The organism is Marinobacterium stanieri, from assembly GCF_900155945.1.
Taxonomy (GTDB): domain Bacteria; phylum Pseudomonadota; class Gammaproteobacteria; order Pseudomonadales; family Balneatricaceae; genus Marinobacterium; species Marinobacterium stanieri.
In genome coordinates this window covers 102,076-118,712 of sequence record NZ_FTMN01000011.1, presented here as the reverse complement: position 1 = coordinate 118,712, position 16,637 = coordinate 102,076, and the positions used below count along the sequence as shown (strand labels likewise).

Sequence of the window (16,637 nt, the reverse complement as noted above, 5' to 3'; positions counted from 1 at the left end):
TTGACTCAGTATTGGACCGGCCGGTGTTACTGGCCGGTCACCAGCTCTGACGAGCGATTACCAAGTTTGGGTAGACTTGAACTTCTCGATGCCAGCCTTGAACTGAGCCGCGATTTCGTCGTCGTAACCGCCTTTCTCGTTCACTTTCGCCATCAGATCAGCGTGTTCGCTGTTGAAGTAGGCGACCAGGGCTGTTTCGAAAGCACCGATCTTGTCCAGCTCGACACCTTTCAGGAAGCCTTCGTTGGCAGCGTACAGGCTCAGACCCATGTCAGCGACGGACATCGGCGAGTACTGCTTCTGCTTCATCAGCTCGGTAACGGCCTGGCCGTGTTCCAGCTGGTCACGAGTAGCATCATCCAGGTCGGAAGCGAACTGTGCGAACGCTGCCAGCTCACGGTACTGAGCCAGTGCCAGACGCACACCGCCACCCAGCTTCTTGATGATCTTGGTCTGGGCAGAACCACCAACTCGGGATACGGACAGACCTGCGTTGATTGCAGGACGTACGCCAGAGTTGAACAGGCTGGTTTCCAGGAAGATCTGACCGTCGGTGATGGAGATAACGTTGGTCGGTACGAACGCAGATACGTCGCCACCCTGGGTCTCGATGATCGGCAGCGCGGTCAGGGAACCGGTCTGGCCTTTCACTTCGCCATTGGTGAACTGTTCAACGTAATCGGCATTGACGCGGGACGCACGTTCCAGCAGACGGGAGTGCAAGTAGAATACGTCACCCGGGTATGCTTCACGGCCCGGCGGACGACGCAGCAGCAGAGAGATCTGACGGTATGCCCAAGCCTGCTTGGTCAGGTCGTCAAATACGATCAGCGCGTCTTCACCGCGGTCACGGAAGTATTCACCCATGGTTGCACCGGCGTACGGTGCCAGGTACTGCATGGCAGCCGGATCGGCAGCACCTGCAGCCACGACGATGGTGTGATCCATTGCGCCGTGCTCTTCCAGCTTGCGTACCACGTTAGCGATAGTGGACTGTTTCTGCCCGATCGCAACGTAGATACATTTAATACCAGTGCCTTTCTGGTTGATGATCGCATCGATAGCGATAGCAGTCTTACCGATCTGACGGTCACCGATGATCAGCTCACGCTGACCACGACCAACCGGCACCATCGCGTCGATTGCTTTCAGACCGGTCTGAACCGGCTCATCAACAGACTGACGTGCGATTACGCCCGGCGCTACTTTTTCAACAGCGTCGGTGATTTTCGCGTCGACCGGACCCTTGCCGTCGATCGGGTTACCCAGCGCGTCTACAACGCGACCGAGCAGTTCCGGACCTACCGGTACTTCAAGGATACGACCAGTACAACGGGCAGTCATGCCCTCTACCAGACCCTGGTAGTCGCCCAGTACTACGGCGCCTACAGAGTCACGTTCCAGGTTAAGCGCCATACCGTAGACGCCACCCGGGAATTCGATCATCTCGCCGTACATAACGTCGGCAAGACCGTGGATCAGGATAATACCATCGGAAACACTGACGATGGTGCCCTCGTTACGGGCTTCAGAAGACACGTCGAGCTTTTCGATGCGCTTCTTGAGAATCTCGCTGATCTCAGAAGGATTCAGTTGCTGCATTGTTATTCCTCACACTCAGGAATTCATCGCTTCGGCCAGTTTCGCCAGTCGTGCACGAACGGAACCATCGATCACAAGGTCACTGGAGCGAACGACCACACCACCGATGATGGACTTGTCCACCTGGGAGGTTAGCTTCACTTCACGACCCAGCTTGCTGCTGAGGGCTTGCGCCAGTTTTTCCTGCTGTGCGTCATCCAGAGCGAACGCGGTGGTCAGGTCAACATCGACCTTCATTTCCAGGTTTGCTTTCAGAATGTCGAACTGTGCAGAAATTTCCGGCAACAGCGCCAGACGGCGGTTTTCAGCCAGCAGGCTGATAAAGTTCTTGCCGGCATCGTCAATCTGCTTTTCGCAGACGGCGATGACCAGCCCCGCTTTCTGTTCAGCTGTCAGTGCCGGATTACCCAGCAGTTGATCCAGATCGCTGTCCTGGACCGCCTGAGCGGCCAGGGACAGCAGATTGGACCACTGATCGAGGTTGCCCTTGTCGCGCGCAAATTCGAACGCGGCTTTGGTGTAGGGCCGAGCGACTGTATTGAGTTCAGCCATCGTAAACCTCGCTTAAAGCTCAGCGGCCAGTTTCTCAACCAGCTGCGCGTGCGCTTTTTCGTCAACAGAGGCTTCCAGAATCTTCTCGGCACCGGCAATTGCCAGTACGCCAACCTGTGCACGCAGAGCTTCGCGTGCCTGGTTGATTTCCTGATCGAGTTCAGCCTGAGCAGATGCTTTCACGCGATTTGCTTCTTCACGTGCCTGCTCTTTGGCTTCTTCGATAATCTGGTTAGCCCGCTTGTTGGCCTGTTCAATGATGGCGGCTGCCTCTTCCTTGCTTGAACGCATGTCGTCAGCGGCTTTTTCCTGAGCCAGCTTCAGATCACGTTCAGCACGGTCGGCCGCATCAAGCCCTTCGGCAATCTTCTTCTTACGCTCAGCCAGCGCGCCGGTGATCGGCGGCCAGACGTATTTCATACAAAATACGACGAAGAGGAAGAATGCAATGGCCTGACCAATGATGGTGAGATTGATATTCACGCCATTACCTCTCGCGGTTGTCTGATTAAGTAGTTACCCGAAATGGGTAAAACGCTATCCAAACTACTTATTAGCCAGCAACAGCGAACAGGACGTACAGGCCCAGACCCACACCGATCATCGGGATCGCGTCGACCAGACCCATGACGATGAAGAACTGGGTACGCAGCAGCGGTACCAGCTCAGGCTGACGAGCAGCACCTTCCAGGAATTTGCCACCCAGGATACCGATGCCGATAGCAGCACCGATTGCACCCAGACCCAGCATCAGAGCAGCAGCGATATACAGCAGTTCCATTTTCTTCTCCAACAGTTTTTCAAGGTTAAGTTTAAGTTTTCAGAGTTTTACAAAAGTAAATCGTTAGCTATCCGATCGCACTCAGTGATCATCGTGAGCCATGGCCAGGTAGACAATCGTCAGGACCATGAAGATGAACGCCTGCAGCGTGATGACCAGAATGTGGAAGATCGCCCAGGGCACAGACAGCACCCACTGTGCCCAGAACGGCAACAGCGCGATCAGGATAAAGATCATTTCACCGGCATACATGTTACCGAACAGTCGCAGAGCCAGGGATACCGGCTTGGCCAGCAGGCCTACGATTTCCAGGAACAGGTTGAACGGTGCAAAAACTTTCGGCAGCGGCTGGAAAGACAGCTCTTTCAGGAAACCGCTGATGCCTTTTTGCTTGATACTGTAGTACACGATCAGGCCAAAGACACTGAACGCCATGCCACCGGTAATGTTAACGTCGGTGGTCGGTACAATCTTGAAGTAGCCGATACCCATCTGGCCGGCAATGTACGGAACCCAGTCGATCGGCACCAGGTCCATCAGGTTCATCAGGAAGATCCAGACGAAGATGGTCAGCGCCAGCGGCGCGATCACCGGATTCTTGTGATGGAAGATACCCTTCACGCTGTCATCGATGAACTCGATGATGCTCTCAACGAAGTTCTGTGCTCCGCCCGGAACACCGGAAGTCACGGACTTGGCCACCTTGCGGAAGAACCATACAAATAGAAGACCCAGGCCAACAGACCAGAGCATGCTATCCACGTTGATTGCCCAGAAACCCATCTCCGCCGCCTGCTGTGCTGTCTCAGCAGCATTTGCACCATGTGCAAACCCCCAGCCATTTTCGGGATGAAGACCGAATGTCAGGTTGGTCAGGTGGTGGGATATGTATTCTGAGGATGTAACTGTTCCACTTGCCATTCTCAGCGTCTCTCATTCAAAGTTTTTCAGGAACTGGTCTTGAACAGCTTCAATTGCAGCATCCATCCGGATAGTTGCAGCAATATGAAGGTGCCAAATAGGGAAAATGGGCTCAGAGGTCGAACCAGCAGGAAGGTTGCGCTGAAAAGCGCGACCGCCAGCATCATTTTCCCTATTTCGCTCGCGTACATACTGACCAGTACGTGTCGTGCGCTACTGTCGTGCCGGTTACCCAGGGCACGCCAGGTAAAATACAAGTTGGGCAGCAGGTAAAGCAGCCCGCCCAGCAGGGCTGAATAGGCTTCTACTGTGCCGAGCAGCAAACAGGCCGCAGATACCAACAGTACCAACGCGGCCTGGTAGGCAAAGATGCGCATGAAGCCGCCAAAGCTGCGTCGCCCATGGCGACTGCGCGCTGCCGGCGCCTGTCCTGCCTCATCTTTTCTCAATTTCGATCCTGCTTTCAGCCTGAACAGTGCCCAAATTGCGGCCCGATTATAGGCATTTGCCCTCATATTCTCAACTGAAACCGGACCCTTTTGCACTAAGGTCTTAGCAGGATCATCCCTTTAACCCCTCCCCCTCTGCAGCGGCCTAGCCAAGCAGCTGCAGAATGGCATCAAGCTCTTCACGGGATTTGAAATCGATCGCAATCCGGCCCTTGCCGTTGCTGCTTGCCTTGATGCTGACAGGCGCCGAAAAGCGCTGTGACAGTTCACCTGCACGCTGCTGCAACTCGGGATCCGGCTGAACCGCCGGCTTGGGTTCGGGTGCCTCGCCCTGCTGCTGATAACGTTTTACCAGCTGTTCGGTTTCACGTACCGACAGCCCCTTGGCGACCACTTCATCGGCCGCCTTGATCTGCAGCAGACCTTCCAGCGCCAGCAAGGCACGGGCGTGGCCCATTTCGAGGTCACCGTATTCCAGCATCCGCTTCACTTCATCGCTCAGGCTCATCAGACGCAGCAGGTTGGCAATGGTTGAGCGGGACTTGCCTACCGCATCGGCCACTTGTTGCTGCGTCAGCTCAAACTCGGTCTGCAAGCGTTGCAGCGCAATGGCTTCTTCGATCGGGTTCAGGTTCTCGCGCTGGATGTTTTCGATCAGCGCCATGGCAATGGCCGCTTCATCAGGCACATCCCGCACCATGGCCGGGATACGGCTCAGGCCCGCCATTTCCGCCGCACGCCAGCGGCGCTCGCCGGCGATGATCTCATAGCGGCCATCATCCAGCGGGCGTACAACGATGGGCTGCATGACGCCCTGGGACTTGATGGAGCTGGCCAGATCTTCCAGCGCCTGGGGTTCCAGATCGCGACGCGGCTGGTAACGGCCGCGTTGCAGATCTTCCAGCGCCAGCTCACGCAGAGGCTGGTCTGCTGTTACGCCGGCGGTGTTGTCCGCTGAGTCGTTTGCCTGCACATTGTCGGCAGATACATCCGACAGGAGCGCATCCAGACCGCGCCCCAATCCCCTTTTTTTCGCCACCATCAATCCGTTTCCTGTTCCGTTGTTGCCTCTGTAACCTCTTCCGCTGTCGCTGCTTCAGCTGCGCTATCACCGGCTTCTTGTTCCGTGCGTCGAATCAGCTCGCCGGCCAGTGCCAGATAGGCCAGGGCACCACGGGAGTGCTTGTCATACTGCAGTGCCGGCAGGCCATGACTGGGCGCTTCGGCCAGGCGTACGTTACGCGGAATGACCGTGCGGTATACCTTATCGCCAAAATACTCGACCAGATGACTGGAAACGTCTTTGGTCAGGCTCATGCGCGGATCAAACATGGTACGCAGTATGCCTTCGATACGCAGCGAAGGGTTGAGGCGCTGATTGATCTTGTTGATGGTGCCCACCAGCGCACTGATCCCTTCCAGCGCATAGTATTCACACTGCATCGGGATGATGACACCGGATGAGGCCGCCAGTGCATTGACCGTCAGCAGACTCAGTGAGGGCGGATTGTCGATGAGGATGTAGTCATAGTCATCCATGACATCGGTCAGTGCCATCTTGAGGCGGAACTCGCGTCGTGGCAGCTGCAGCAGCTCCACTTCGGCCGCAGTCAGATCACCGTTGGCACCGGCTACATGGTAACCACATTCGGTATCGGTGAGGATGCAGGCGCGTACATCGGCCTGACCGGTCAGCAGCTCATACACCGAGTGCTCCAGCGCATGCTTGTCGATACCGCTGCCCATGGTGGCATTACCCTGGGGGTCCAGATCAATCATCAGTACCCGTTTATGGGTTGCCGCCAATGAGGCTGCCAGATTGACGCAGGTCGTTGTCTTGCCCACGCCACCTTTCTGGTTGGTGATGGTGATGATCTTGGCCACGCTTATACGCTCCCTAGAACCAGCAGGTGCCGCTCGCCGTCGCTGACCGGCAGCTCAAGCCGGTGGCTTTCCTTGAGGGTATACCCTGATGGAATCTGTTCGATTTCGGAATCAGGATACAGCCCTTTCATGGCAAGAAAAACACCTGAGGGCGCACACAGATGGCCACTCAGATCGAGCATATCCTGCAAGGATGCGAAGGCGCGGGAGATCACCATGTCAAACGGCGGCTCTTCAACCGCTTCAACACGGCCATTGATGACCTGAAGGTTATCCAGCCCCAGTTCTGCCTTGACCTGCACCTGGAAACGAGTCTTTTTGCCGTTGCTGTCCAGTGTTGTCACCTGCAGGTCCGGTCGGCAGATGGCCAGCGGAATGCCGGGCAAGCCGGGACCACTGCCCACATCCAGCAAGCGCCCTTCGCCGATCCAGGGCAGGACACTGAGGCTGTCGATCAGATGGCGTCCAATCATGGCCGCCGGATCCCTGACCGCGGTCAGGTTGTAGGCCTTGTTCCATTTCACCAGCAGACCATGGTAGGCCAGCAATTGGTCGATTTGGGTGTCGGTCAGTTCAATCTGCAGCGGCTTGATGCCCTGCAGCAAAAGTTCACGATATTCCTGCATTAACGCGCCACCTGCTCCTGTGAAGCGACTGCCTTTTTCATATGGCGTTTCTTGAGGTATACCAGCAACAGGGAAATGGCTGCCGGGGTCATCCCCTGGATTCTTGAGGCCTGTGCCAGAGTGGCCGGACGCTGCTGCATCAGCTTTGCCTTCAGCTCGTTGGACAGGCCACTCACCTGCTCATAGTCAAAATCGTCCGGCAGCGGCGTATTTTCCTGGCGGCGCATCTGGTCGATCTCATCTTTCTGGCGATCGATGTAGCCGGAATACTTGAGCTGGATTTCGACCTGTTCAGCTGCCTGAACATCCTCAACCGCCTCGCCTTTCAGACTCGCCACATCGGCGTAGCCCAACTCGGGGCGCTTGATCAGGTCAGCCAGGTTGTATTCGCGTCCCAACGGAGTTTTCAGTTTGCTATCCAGCTGTTCCGCTTCAGGTGTAGCCGGGTGAACCCAGGTGCTGCGCAGGCGCTGTAACTCCTGCTCCATCGCCTCGCGCTTGGCCTCGAAACGCGCCCAGCGCTGGTCACCCACCAGACCGAGCTGACGGCCCTTCTCGGTGAGGCGCAGATCAGCATTGTCTTCGCGCAGGATCAAACGGTATTCCGCACGGCTGGTGAACATGCGATAGGGCTCGGAGGTACCGTGGGTTATCAGGTCATCCACCATGACACCGATGTAGGCTTCATCACGGCGCGGATACCAGCTGTCGCGCTCCAGTGAGCGAGCCGCTGCGTTGTAACCGGCCAGCAAACCCTGGGCACCCGCCTCTTCATAGCCTGTGGTGCCGTTGATCTGGCCGGCAAAGAAGAGACCCGGTACATGACGGGTTTCCAGCGTGTGCTTCAAATCCTGAGGATTGAAGAAGTCATACTCAATGGCGTAACCCGGGCGCGTAATATGGGCCTGCTCAAACCCTGTGATCGATCGCACCAGTTCCATCTGTACATCAAAGGGCAGGCTGGTGGAGATACCGTTGGGGTAAAGCTCATGGGTGGTCAGACCTTCCGGCTCGACAAACACCTGGTGGCGATCCTTGTCGGCAAAACGGTTGATCTTGTCTTCAATCGACGGGCAGTAACGCGGGCCTATGCCCTCAATCACACCGGTATACATGGGCGAACGATCGAGGCCGTTGCGGATGATGTCATGGGTGCGATTGTTGGTGTAGGTGATGAAACAGTTCACCTGCTGCGGGTGTTCGTCCTGGCTGCCCATGAACGACATTACCGGTGTTGGCGTATCACCGGGCTGTGCTTCCATGACCGAGAAATCAACACTGCGCGCATCAATACGTGGCGGTGTTCCCGTTTTAAGTCGGTCTACACGAAATGGCATTTCACGTAGGCGCTGTGCCAGACGAATGGATGGCGGGTCCCCGGCACGGCCACCATCATGATTATCCAGACCGATATGGATGACACCCCCGAGGAATGTTCCTGCGGTCAGTACCACTGATTTGGCATGGAAACGGATACCGGTCTGGGTGACAACCCCAGCAACCTGTTCGCCATCCATGATCAGGTCATCGGCTGCCTGCTGAAAAATCTGCAGGTTGACCTGATTTTCCAGAATCGAGCGCACCGCTGCCTTGTACAAGACCCTGTCTGCCTGAGCACGGGTTGCACGTACCGCTGGTCCCTTACGCGCGTTCAGTACCCTGAATTGAATACCACCTCGATCCGTTGCACGCGCCATGGCGCCATCCAGAGCATCAATCTCTTTCACCAGATGACTTTTGCCGATGCCACCAATTGCCGGATTGCAGGACATCTGTCCCAGCGTCTCGATGTTATGGGTTAACAGCAGCGTTTTGGCACCGATGCGGGCGGCTGCCAAAGCAGCTTCGGTGCCGGCATGTCCGCCACCAATCACGATCACATCAAAGCGGTCAGGGTAGTCCACTGAAGGCCTCACAGATTACAGGTTAGAGCTGGCCGTGTATGGCCGGAGAAAAGGATGACAAGTATAGCGTTCCGGGAAGCGTTAAGAAATGGTCAAAATTTAATCAGACCCTATCTGGCCCTGTTTGACCTTTCTCTCCTTATATATAGAAAGAAGAGAGAATATATATTTAAAGAAGATTGTTATTGTTTGTTATGTATGGCGACAGCATTTTTTCGGGATATCTGTGATTTTTCTTTATAAATCATCATCTTATAGCGATCCAAACCCTGTTGTCCGAATCCCCTGGAGCTGGTTGTGTGCTGAGGACAGCTTGTGGGCAGAATGGCTGTTTATGCACAGGGTAAAACTGTCCCGAACCTGATCACAGTTATTCACCGGTCAGTATCACAGCAAATCTTCAGCCTCTTGTGCATAACATTTTGATTGCACAACACTGTGAATCAGCTTTGGATAAGCACCTCATATCTTATGGATATCCTTCTGGAATGCAAAATTTAATACAGAAAATCTGTGGTCCCCTATGTGCGTAAGTCTGTGAATGAAGTGTATAACCTGTCAGCGGCAGACAAGCGTTCGTTGTTAATAAAGTTCCCATGAAAGCAGGCGTATCCTGAAAACACCAGCAAAATCAGTGCGTTGTAGGTCTTTTGTATGTGGGTATGTATGTGAGTAGTGTACTTTTCAACAGCTGTGCAAGTCGTTGAACTCAATCATTGATTGGTATTTATACACTTGAGTGGGTTGAAAATTGGCCTGTGGAAAGTGAAAAAAATTTCAGGCGGGCGTAAAATGAGCTGTGGGTAAGTTGCGGCCGCTGGAGCGGCCGCAGGCAGGGAGGCTGACAGTTACTGGCGAATGCCTTCAACACTGAGGGTCAGGAAGACTTCTTCAGACTTGGGGCCCAACTGTGCATTGATGCCAAAATCGGCCAGACGGATCTTGGTGGTGCCTTCAAAACCGGCGCGGTAGTTACCCCAGGGGTCATTACCCTCGCCGACGACCGCAGCATCGATAACCACTTCCTTGGTTACGCCGTGCAGAGTGAGGTCACCGGTAACGGCCAGACGACCATTATCCAGCGCTTCGACACCGGTGGATACAAAGCTGGCTTCCGGGTATGCATCGACATCCAGGAAGTCACCGCTGCGCAGGTGCTTATCACGCTCGGCGTGGTCGGAATCAACACTGGCAGGATCAATATTGACGCTGATGCGGCTGGCTTCGGGGGCTTCCGCGTCCCAGCTGAAGGTACCTTCGAAATCGTTGAAACGTCCGTACAGCCAGCTGAAACCCAGGTGGCTGATCTTGAAGTTGATGAAAGCATGCTGGCCCTGAGTGTCGATGGCGTAATCAGCAGCCTGTGCCGATATACCTGTCAGTGCCAGAGATGCGCCCAGAACGATGGAGCCCAGAGTTTTTTTCATAGATTAATCCTCGTATGTCGGTGATGAAGGTTTAAGCATGCGAACCAAAGTGGTATCCCGGTCAATCAGGTGATGTTTGACTGCGCCCAGGGCGTGAAGTGCCGCAAGAGCCAGCATGCTGATGGCGGCCCAATAATGCACCTTGCCGGCAAGATCGGCCTGGCCTTCGATGCCGCTGATGATGGCAGGCACCTCAAACCAGCCGAACAGGCTGATGCCTTCGCCCTTGGCGGTGGAAATCAGGTAACCACTGACCAGAATCACGGCCAGCAGTGCGTAAAGAAGGGTGTGTGTCATGCCCGCCATCACTCGCTCCCACTGGCTATGACCTTTGGGGGCTGCGGGTGTGGGCTGGCGCCAGCGCCAGTAAAAACGGAACAGGAGCAGCGGGATCAGCAGGAGACCGATGCTTTTATGCCAAAAGGGTGCGACCTGATACCAGGGGCTGTAATAGCCCAGATCCACCATCCAGAGTCCGACAATAGCGAGGCCAATGAGTGTAATCGCCATACCCCAGTGTATGAAAATGGCGATCCAGCCATAGGATGATGTGTGGTTGTTCAGCTGCATGGGGTCTCCTCCAATTTAATAGGCTTATTGTGGCAGCCTGTTTGGAGGAGATGAATCAGAGTAATTTGACCAAAATGATCAATATATTCGATATTAGTCTTTAATAAGGGGTGGTTATTCGAATTACTTATTTACCAATACAGAAAGAACTGAAGATCCTGCCCAGGAGATCATCGGAGGTGAATTCGCCAGTGATTTCGCTGAGTACCTGCTGAGCCTGACGCAGATCTTCTGCCAACAGCTCACCGGCTCCGTGCATTTGTAATTGTTCAGATCCTGTCTCCAGCAGCTCGCGTGCGCGCTCAAGTGCATCGATATGACGACGACGTGCCATGAAGCCGCCTTCTGTCGTGCTGCTGAACCCCATGACTTCCTTCAAGTGCTGGCGCAGTTGGTCGACGCCGTCACCGCCTTTGGCGCTGAGCCGGATCAGGGTGTATTCGCCCTGCTGCTCAAGCCCGATGCTTTCCCCGGTCAGATCTGCCTTGTTACGGATGAGCGTGACGTGACTGAAGTCATCCAGGTGATCGGCCAGCTCAGGCCAGAGCTCCGCCGGATTGGTGGTGGCAGATTGGGTGCTGTCGACCATCATCAGGATGCGGTCGGCTTTGCGAATCTCCTCCCAGGCGCGATCAATACCTATGCGTTCCACGGCATCAGGTGCATCCCTGAGGCCGGCGGTATCGATGATATGCAACGGCATGCCATCAATGTGGATATGTTCGCGCAGCACATCGCGGGTGGTGCCTTCGATATCCGTCACGATAGCGGTTTCACGCCCGGCCAGCGCATTGAGCAGGCTTGATTTGCCGGCATTTGGGCGGCCGGCAATCACCACATTCATGCCTTCACGCAGCAGGCTGCCCTGGCGTGCTTCCTGACGTACGGTCTGCAAATGGTTCAGAATTTGGTCCAGATCATTCTGAACCTTGCCGTCGGCCAGGAAGTCGATCTCCTCTTCGGGGAAGTCGATGGCCGCTTCCACATAGATACGCAATTGGATCAGTGATTCCACCAGCGCATGTACACGCTCGGAAAACGCTCCTTGAAGTGAGCGTAAGGCACAGCGTGCAGCCTGCTCCGATGAGCTGTCGATCAGGTCGGCAATCGCCTCAGCCTGGGCCAGGTCGAGTTTGTCATTAAGGAAGGCGCGCTCGGAAAATTCGCCCGGTCGTGCCAGACGTGCGCCCAGCTTGATTACGCGCTGAAGTAACAGGTCAATGATCACCGGGCCGCCATGTCCCTGCAGTTCGACCACATCTTCACCGGTAAAGGAGTGCGGGTTCGGGAAGTAGAGTGCTATGCCCTGGTCCAGCTCCTCTCCATCTTCGCCCAAAAAGGGAGTGTAATGAGCATGACGTGGCTTGGGGGTGAAGCCCAGCAACTGTTCGGCCAGAGTCAGAGCTTCCGGGCCTGACAGGCGGATAATACCGACACCGCCACGTCCGGGTGGGGTCGCCTGGGCTGCAATGGTGTCCTGTTGTGTGCCGAGCATGCGGGTCTCCTGACGCTTGAACGCAAAAAGGCTCCCGAAGGAGCCTTTTTATTCTACTGTGGAAGCAGACGTTAGTCTTTGGCTTCGCCGGATTCGATCTGCTTGTTGATCACCCACTGCTGGGCAATGGACAGCATATTGTTGACCAGCCAGTACAGAACCAGACCTGCCGGGAACCACAGGAAGAAGAATGTGAAGATAATGGGCAGCATCTTCATCATCTTGGCCTGCATGGGGTCAGGCGGTGTCGGGTTCAGCATCTGCTGGATGAACATGGTCGCACCCATCAGAATCGGCAGAATGAAGTACGGGTCCATCTGCGACAAGTCCTGAATGTAGCCGAAGAAAGGCGCGTGACGCAGTTCGACGGATTCCATCAGTACCCAGTACAGCGCGATGAACACCGGCATCTGTACCAGGATCGGCAGACAGCCACCCAGAGGATTGATCTTCTCCTTCTGGTAAAGCTTCATCATTTCCTGAGACATCTTCTGACGGTCGTCGCCGTACAGCTCTTTCAGGCGTGTCATCTCAGGTGCGAACTTGCGCATCTTGGCCATGGACTTGAACGCCTTGGCGTTCAGGTGGAACAGGGCCGCTTTCACCAGGATAGTGATACCAATGATCGCCAGACCCCAGTTGCCAACTACCGAGTGGATCCACTTCAGCAGCATGTACAGCGGTGATGCAATCCACCAGAGCCAGCCGTAATCGATCGTCAGCTCCAGGTTCGGTGCGATCTGCTCCAGCTGGTCCACGTCTTTGGGACCGGCATAGAAAGTCGCGGAAACCGTCTGTTCCTGGCCCGGAGCAACGGTAAAGCTCGGCGACAGGAAGCCGACCAGGTACTGGCCATTGATCTTGCGTGACTGGTAGGTGTACTCGGCACCCGGTGCCGGAATCCAGGCACTCAGGAAGTAGTGCTGCACCATGGCAACCCAGCCATCAGGGCTGGTTGCCTTGAAGCGCTCTTCATCCATGTCACCAAAATCAACCTTCTGATAGTTGTTCTCGGCTGTGGAGAAGACTGCACCCAGGTAGGACTGCATGCCCATGGAGGTCTGCTGGGACGGGTCTGCAGTGCCATCACGTTTGATCTGGCCAAAGAGTACGGCATCGAAGGGCTCTGCACCGGTGTTGTTCACCAGGTATTCGACAGCTACATCATACTGGCCCTGCTGGAATATAAAGCGCTTGGTGATCTGTACACCCGTCTCAGTGTTCAAGTTCAGATCAACAGTGAGGCTGTCACCTTCCAGGGTGTATTCCGACTGGGCACTGGTGTAGACCGGGCGACCTTCGCTGTTGGCATCCGGACCATCCTGACCCACCAGGCCGCTCTGGGCGACATAGGTACGGTTGGCGTTCTGCTCAAGCAGGACAAAGGATTGACCGGAACTCAGTGCTGACTCGTGCTCAGGCAGTGCGGCGTGAATAACATCGCCACCCTTGGGGTCGATCAGCAGTTCGAGTACATCGGTACGAACAGAGATCAGCTTGTTGCTGTCGACAGGTGTGGCAACTGCCTCCTGACCGCTGACCGGTACGTCGGCATCCTGGTTTGCATCAGAAGCCAGGGGCAGTTCAGAAACAGGCTGACTATTGCTGTCGCCATACGCTGAAACAGTGGCCGTCTGTTGCTGCTGGGGTTGCTGTGCGGGGCCGTAATCTTCATTCCACTGCAGCACCATCAGGTAGGAGACCAGTGCCAGAGCGGCGATCAAAATGACTCGCTGTACATCCATGGTGGTAGAACCATCAGTTTATTGTGTGAGCTTTCGGGCTTTTTTGCCGGCGCGGGTCCAGCACCGCCTGATCATTGCATGCACATCCGCATTGTCGAGTTCATCCAGACCCTTGCGGGCGAGAATGATCATGTCCAGTGCCGGAAGTTGATGCTGGTGCAGGCGAAAGGATTCGCGAATGATACGCCGAACACGGTTACGTTGCACCGCCCGACGGACATTTTTCTTGGATATGACGAAGCCAATCCGGGGATGACCCAGATTGTTGGGGCGGGCCAGTATCAGCAGGCGCTGGTCTGGTACTTTAACGTCAGCACGATCAAACACGCGCTTGAAATCCCCGCCGGTTAACAGACGTAGCCGGCGGGGATATCGGAAATCGGTCATTCAGTCATGCGACCTTATGCAGATGCAAAGTCTGATATTAGGCAGACAGACGCTTACGACCTTTTGCACGACGACGGTTCAGAACCTGACGACCATTTTTGGTGGCCATGCGAGCACGGAAACCGTGAGTACGTTTGCGTTTCAGAACGCTGGGTTGGAATGTTCTTTTCATTGCCTCAGTCCTACTTACACTGATGTACGTGAGGTGGCTGATATCCACGGGTAAAAAATCAAGACGCGAAATTCTAAGGAATTACTGGTTATCTTGCAAACACTTTTTGGCCTTGAGGCAAAGAAATTCCGGCTTTCAGGCCCGGGTTAGGTATTCGGGGAGTCGGAGAGTAAAAAGCCTACTTAGATCAGTGATTTCTGTTAGTAATTAATAAATATCTTTTCAAAACATACATGTTAGCGTGTTGATAACCATGAGGAGAAGCTGTTTTAAACCTGATTTTTGCCCTTTTTGGGGCTTTTTTGGCTGTTTTTTCATACCTCGAATAAAGTTATTCAGAGGGGCATAAAAAAATATCCGAGTATTGTGGATAACCGTTGCTTCAGCAGGTAGAATGCTGGCAGTAGCATTTTTACTGCGCGCATATTGGTGGCAGGCTTTACGCTTGGGAGCTTAATGGATGTCGGTTGACCTTTGGGAACAGTGCTTGAACTCGCTGCAACAGGAGTTCCCGTCCCAGCAATTCAACACCTGGATCAGACCGTTGCAGGCCGGAACCTGCTCGGCGTCCGAGCTGGTGCTGATGGCGCCCAACCGGTTTGTGCGTGACTGGGTGGCCGACAAGTTTCTTGCCCGCATTCAACAGGCCGTCTGTGAAGTGACCGGCAGCATGAATACTGAAGTGCGACTGGAAGTTTCCGGTGGCAGCTCTGCCGCTGCGCCACGGGCTCGTACGGGTATGTCGCGTATGCGTCAGCAGCGCACGGCTGATATGCAGCCTGCGCCGGCTCCTGCACCCCAGCGCCCCGCCCCCTCACCGGTTCCGGATACGGTGTTGAACCATAACGACAGCCTGCAAACGACCCAGGCACCTGCCCCGGTCATGCCGGCCGCCGAGCAGATGTCCGCGCCAGCAGAACCTCCTGTGCCATCATTTGCTGGTCAGGGACCGGCGGTTGAGCCTGCGTCTGCAGATGATGCAACGCCGCAAATGGGCTTCTTTGACCAGTTTGAAACGGCGCCGGAACACCCTGTCAGTGCACCGGGCGGTCGTCGGGTTGAGGTTGAAGGCGGTGTTCGCCATCAGTCCAATCTCAATCCCATGTTCACCTTTGAGTCGTTTGTTCAGGGTAAGTCCAACCAGCTGGCGCTTGCAGCTGCACAGCAGGTCGCGGACAACCCGGGCGGTTCTTACAACCCGCTATTCATCTATGGTGGTGTGGGCCTGGGTAAAACGCACTTGATGCATGCGGTGGGTACCGAGATGCTCAAGCGTAATCCCAATGCTCGAATCGTCTATCTGCACTCCGAGCGCTTCGTAGCCGATATGGTGAAGGCGTTGCAGCTCAATGCAATCAACGATTTCAAACGTTATTACCGTTCCGTTGATGCGCTGCTGATCGATGATATCCAGTTCTTTGCCGGCAAGGAGCGTTCGCAGGAGGAGTTCTTCCATACCTTCAACGCCCTGCTGGAAGGCGGTCAGCAGATGATTCTCACCAGTGACCGCTATCCGAAAGAGATCAGCGGTGTTGAAGAGCGTCTTAAGTCACGTTTCGGCTGGGGCCTCACGGTTGCCATTGAGCCGCCTGAGCTTGAGACCCGTGTTGCGATTCTGATGAAAAAGGCGCAGGAAGCCCAGGTCAACCTGCCGGATGATGCTGCCTTCTTCCTGGCGCAGAAAATTCGCTCCAATGTGCGTGAGCTTGAGGGCGCGCTGAAACGCGTCATCGCCAACGCCCACTTTACCGGGAATGCCATTAATACGCCCTTTATTAAGGAATCGCTGAAGGACCTGCTGGCGTTACAGGATAAACAGGTTAGTATTGATAACATTCAACGGGTTGTGGCGGATTACTACAAGATTAAGGTCGCCGACCTGCTGTCCAAGCGACGCAGTCGTTCGGTAGCGCGTCCTCGCCAGATGGCCATGAGCCTGGCGAAGGAGCTGACCAACCACAGCTTGCCGGAGATCGGCAACGCTTTCGGGGGGCGCGATCATACGACGGTGTTGCATGCCTGTCGCAAGATCAAGGAATTGCGCGAAACCGATACCGATATTGCTGAAGATTACAAAAACCTGCTGCGTCATCTGACGGCGTAGTGAAAGGACCTGAACAGG

The 16,637-nt window shown here is 55.1% G+C and carries 17 protein-coding genes; 1 reads left to right on the top strand and 16 read right to left on the bottom strand.

What is annotated here, in order from left to right; genetic code table 11:
- Positions 1–57: 57 nt before the first annotated feature.
- From atpA to rpmH, 16 genes are all read right to left on the bottom strand, one after another.
- Entirely contained in the window at positions 58–1,602 is a 1,545-nt protein-coding gene (gene atpA / locus BW956_RS19685; RefSeq protein ID WP_076465625.1) for a F0F1 ATP synthase subunit alpha, read from the bottom strand.
- 15 nt (positions 1,603–1,617) lie between these two features.
- Entirely contained in the window at positions 1,618–2,154 is a 537-nt protein-coding gene (locus tag BW956_RS19680) for a F0F1 ATP synthase subunit delta (protein WP_010324486.1), read from the bottom strand.
- A 12-nt stretch (positions 2,155–2,166) separates the two neighbouring features.
- Complete coding sequence (locus BW956_RS19675; protein ID WP_010324485.1) at positions 2,167–2,637, bottom strand: F0F1 ATP synthase subunit B; 471 nt, start codon at positions 2,635–2,637, stop codon at positions 2,167–2,169.
- Positions 2,638–2,707: 70 nt separating this feature from the next.
- A complete protein-coding gene (gene atpE, locus BW956_RS19670) occupies positions 2,708–2,935 on the bottom strand; it encodes a F0F1 ATP synthase subunit C (protein WP_010324484.1) in 228 nt (75 codons plus the stop codon).
- An 81-nt stretch (positions 2,936–3,016) separates the two neighbouring features.
- Positions 3,017–3,856, bottom strand: coding sequence for a F0F1 ATP synthase subunit A (atpB, locus tag BW956_RS19665; RefSeq protein WP_010324483.1), 840 nt, complete (start codon positions 3,854–3,856; stop codon positions 3,017–3,019).
- Positions 3,857–3,882: 26 nt separating this feature from the next.
- A complete protein-coding gene (locus BW956_RS19660; protein ID WP_010324482.1) occupies positions 3,883–4,305 on the bottom strand; it encodes an ATP synthase subunit I in 423 nt (140 codons plus the stop codon).
- A gap of 145 nt (positions 4,306–4,450) precedes the next feature.
- Entirely contained in the window at positions 4,451–5,347 is an 897-nt protein-coding gene (locus BW956_RS19655; protein ID WP_076465623.1) for a ParB/RepB/Spo0J family partition protein, read from the bottom strand.
- Positions 5,347–6,189: a ParA family protein gene (locus tag BW956_RS19650; protein ID WP_010324480.1), complete on the bottom strand. Its 843-nt coding sequence runs from the start codon at positions 6,187–6,189 to the stop codon at positions 5,347–5,349. Before BW956_RS19650 ends, BW956_RS19655 begins: the two co-directional genes overlap by 1 nt.
- Before the next feature lie 2 nt (positions 6,190–6,191).
- Positions 6,192–6,815 carry a 16S rRNA (guanine(527)-N(7))-methyltransferase RsmG gene (rsmG, locus tag BW956_RS19645; RefSeq protein WP_076465620.1) on the bottom strand — a complete coding sequence of 208 codons (624 nt, stop codon included), beginning with the start codon at positions 6,813–6,815 and terminating at the stop codon, positions 6,192–6,194.
- Positions 6,815–8,719: a tRNA uridine-5-carboxymethylaminomethyl(34) synthesis enzyme MnmG gene (gene mnmG / locus BW956_RS19640; protein WP_076465616.1), complete on the bottom strand. Its 1,905-nt coding sequence runs from the start codon at positions 8,717–8,719 to the stop codon at positions 6,815–6,817. Before mnmG ends, rsmG begins: the two co-directional genes overlap by 1 nt.
- Before the next feature lie 848 nt (positions 8,720–9,567).
- A complete protein-coding gene (locus BW956_RS19635; RefSeq protein ID WP_076465614.1) occupies positions 9,568–10,146 on the bottom strand; it encodes a YceI family protein in 579 nt (192 codons plus the stop codon).
- Positions 10,147–10,149: 3 nt separating this feature from the next.
- Positions 10,150–10,716, bottom strand: coding sequence for a cytochrome b (locus BW956_RS19630; protein ID WP_076465611.1), 567 nt, complete (start codon positions 10,714–10,716; stop codon positions 10,150–10,152).
- 127 nt (positions 10,717–10,843) lie between these two features.
- Positions 10,844–12,211, bottom strand: coding sequence for a tRNA uridine-5-carboxymethylaminomethyl(34) synthesis GTPase MnmE (gene mnmE / locus BW956_RS19625; RefSeq protein WP_076465609.1), 1,368 nt, complete (start codon positions 12,209–12,211; stop codon positions 10,844–10,846).
- A 71-nt stretch (positions 12,212–12,282) separates the two neighbouring features.
- Positions 12,283–13,956 (bottom strand): membrane protein insertase YidC, encoded by a 1,674-nt coding sequence (yidC, locus tag BW956_RS19620; protein ID WP_076465606.1) that lies wholly within the window; start codon positions 13,954–13,956, stop codon positions 12,283–12,285.
- A gap of 18 nt (positions 13,957–13,974) precedes the next feature.
- Positions 13,975–14,343 carry a ribonuclease P protein component gene (gene rnpA / locus BW956_RS19615; protein ID WP_010324471.1) on the bottom strand — a complete coding sequence of 123 codons (369 nt, stop codon included), beginning with the start codon at positions 14,341–14,343 and terminating at the stop codon, positions 13,975–13,977.
- Positions 14,344–14,380: 37 nt separating this feature from the next.
- Entirely contained in the window at positions 14,381–14,515 is a 135-nt protein-coding gene (rpmH, locus tag BW956_RS19610; RefSeq protein ID WP_010324470.1) for a 50S ribosomal protein L34, read from the bottom strand.
- A 460-nt stretch (positions 14,516–14,975) separates the two neighbouring features.
- Between rpmH and dnaA the strand changes: the two genes are divergently transcribed.
- Positions 14,976–16,619: a chromosomal replication initiator protein DnaA gene (dnaA, locus tag BW956_RS19605; protein ID WP_076465603.1), complete on the top strand. Its 1,644-nt coding sequence runs from the start codon at positions 14,976–14,978 to the stop codon at positions 16,617–16,619.
- Positions 16,620–16,637: the final 18 nt, after the last annotated feature.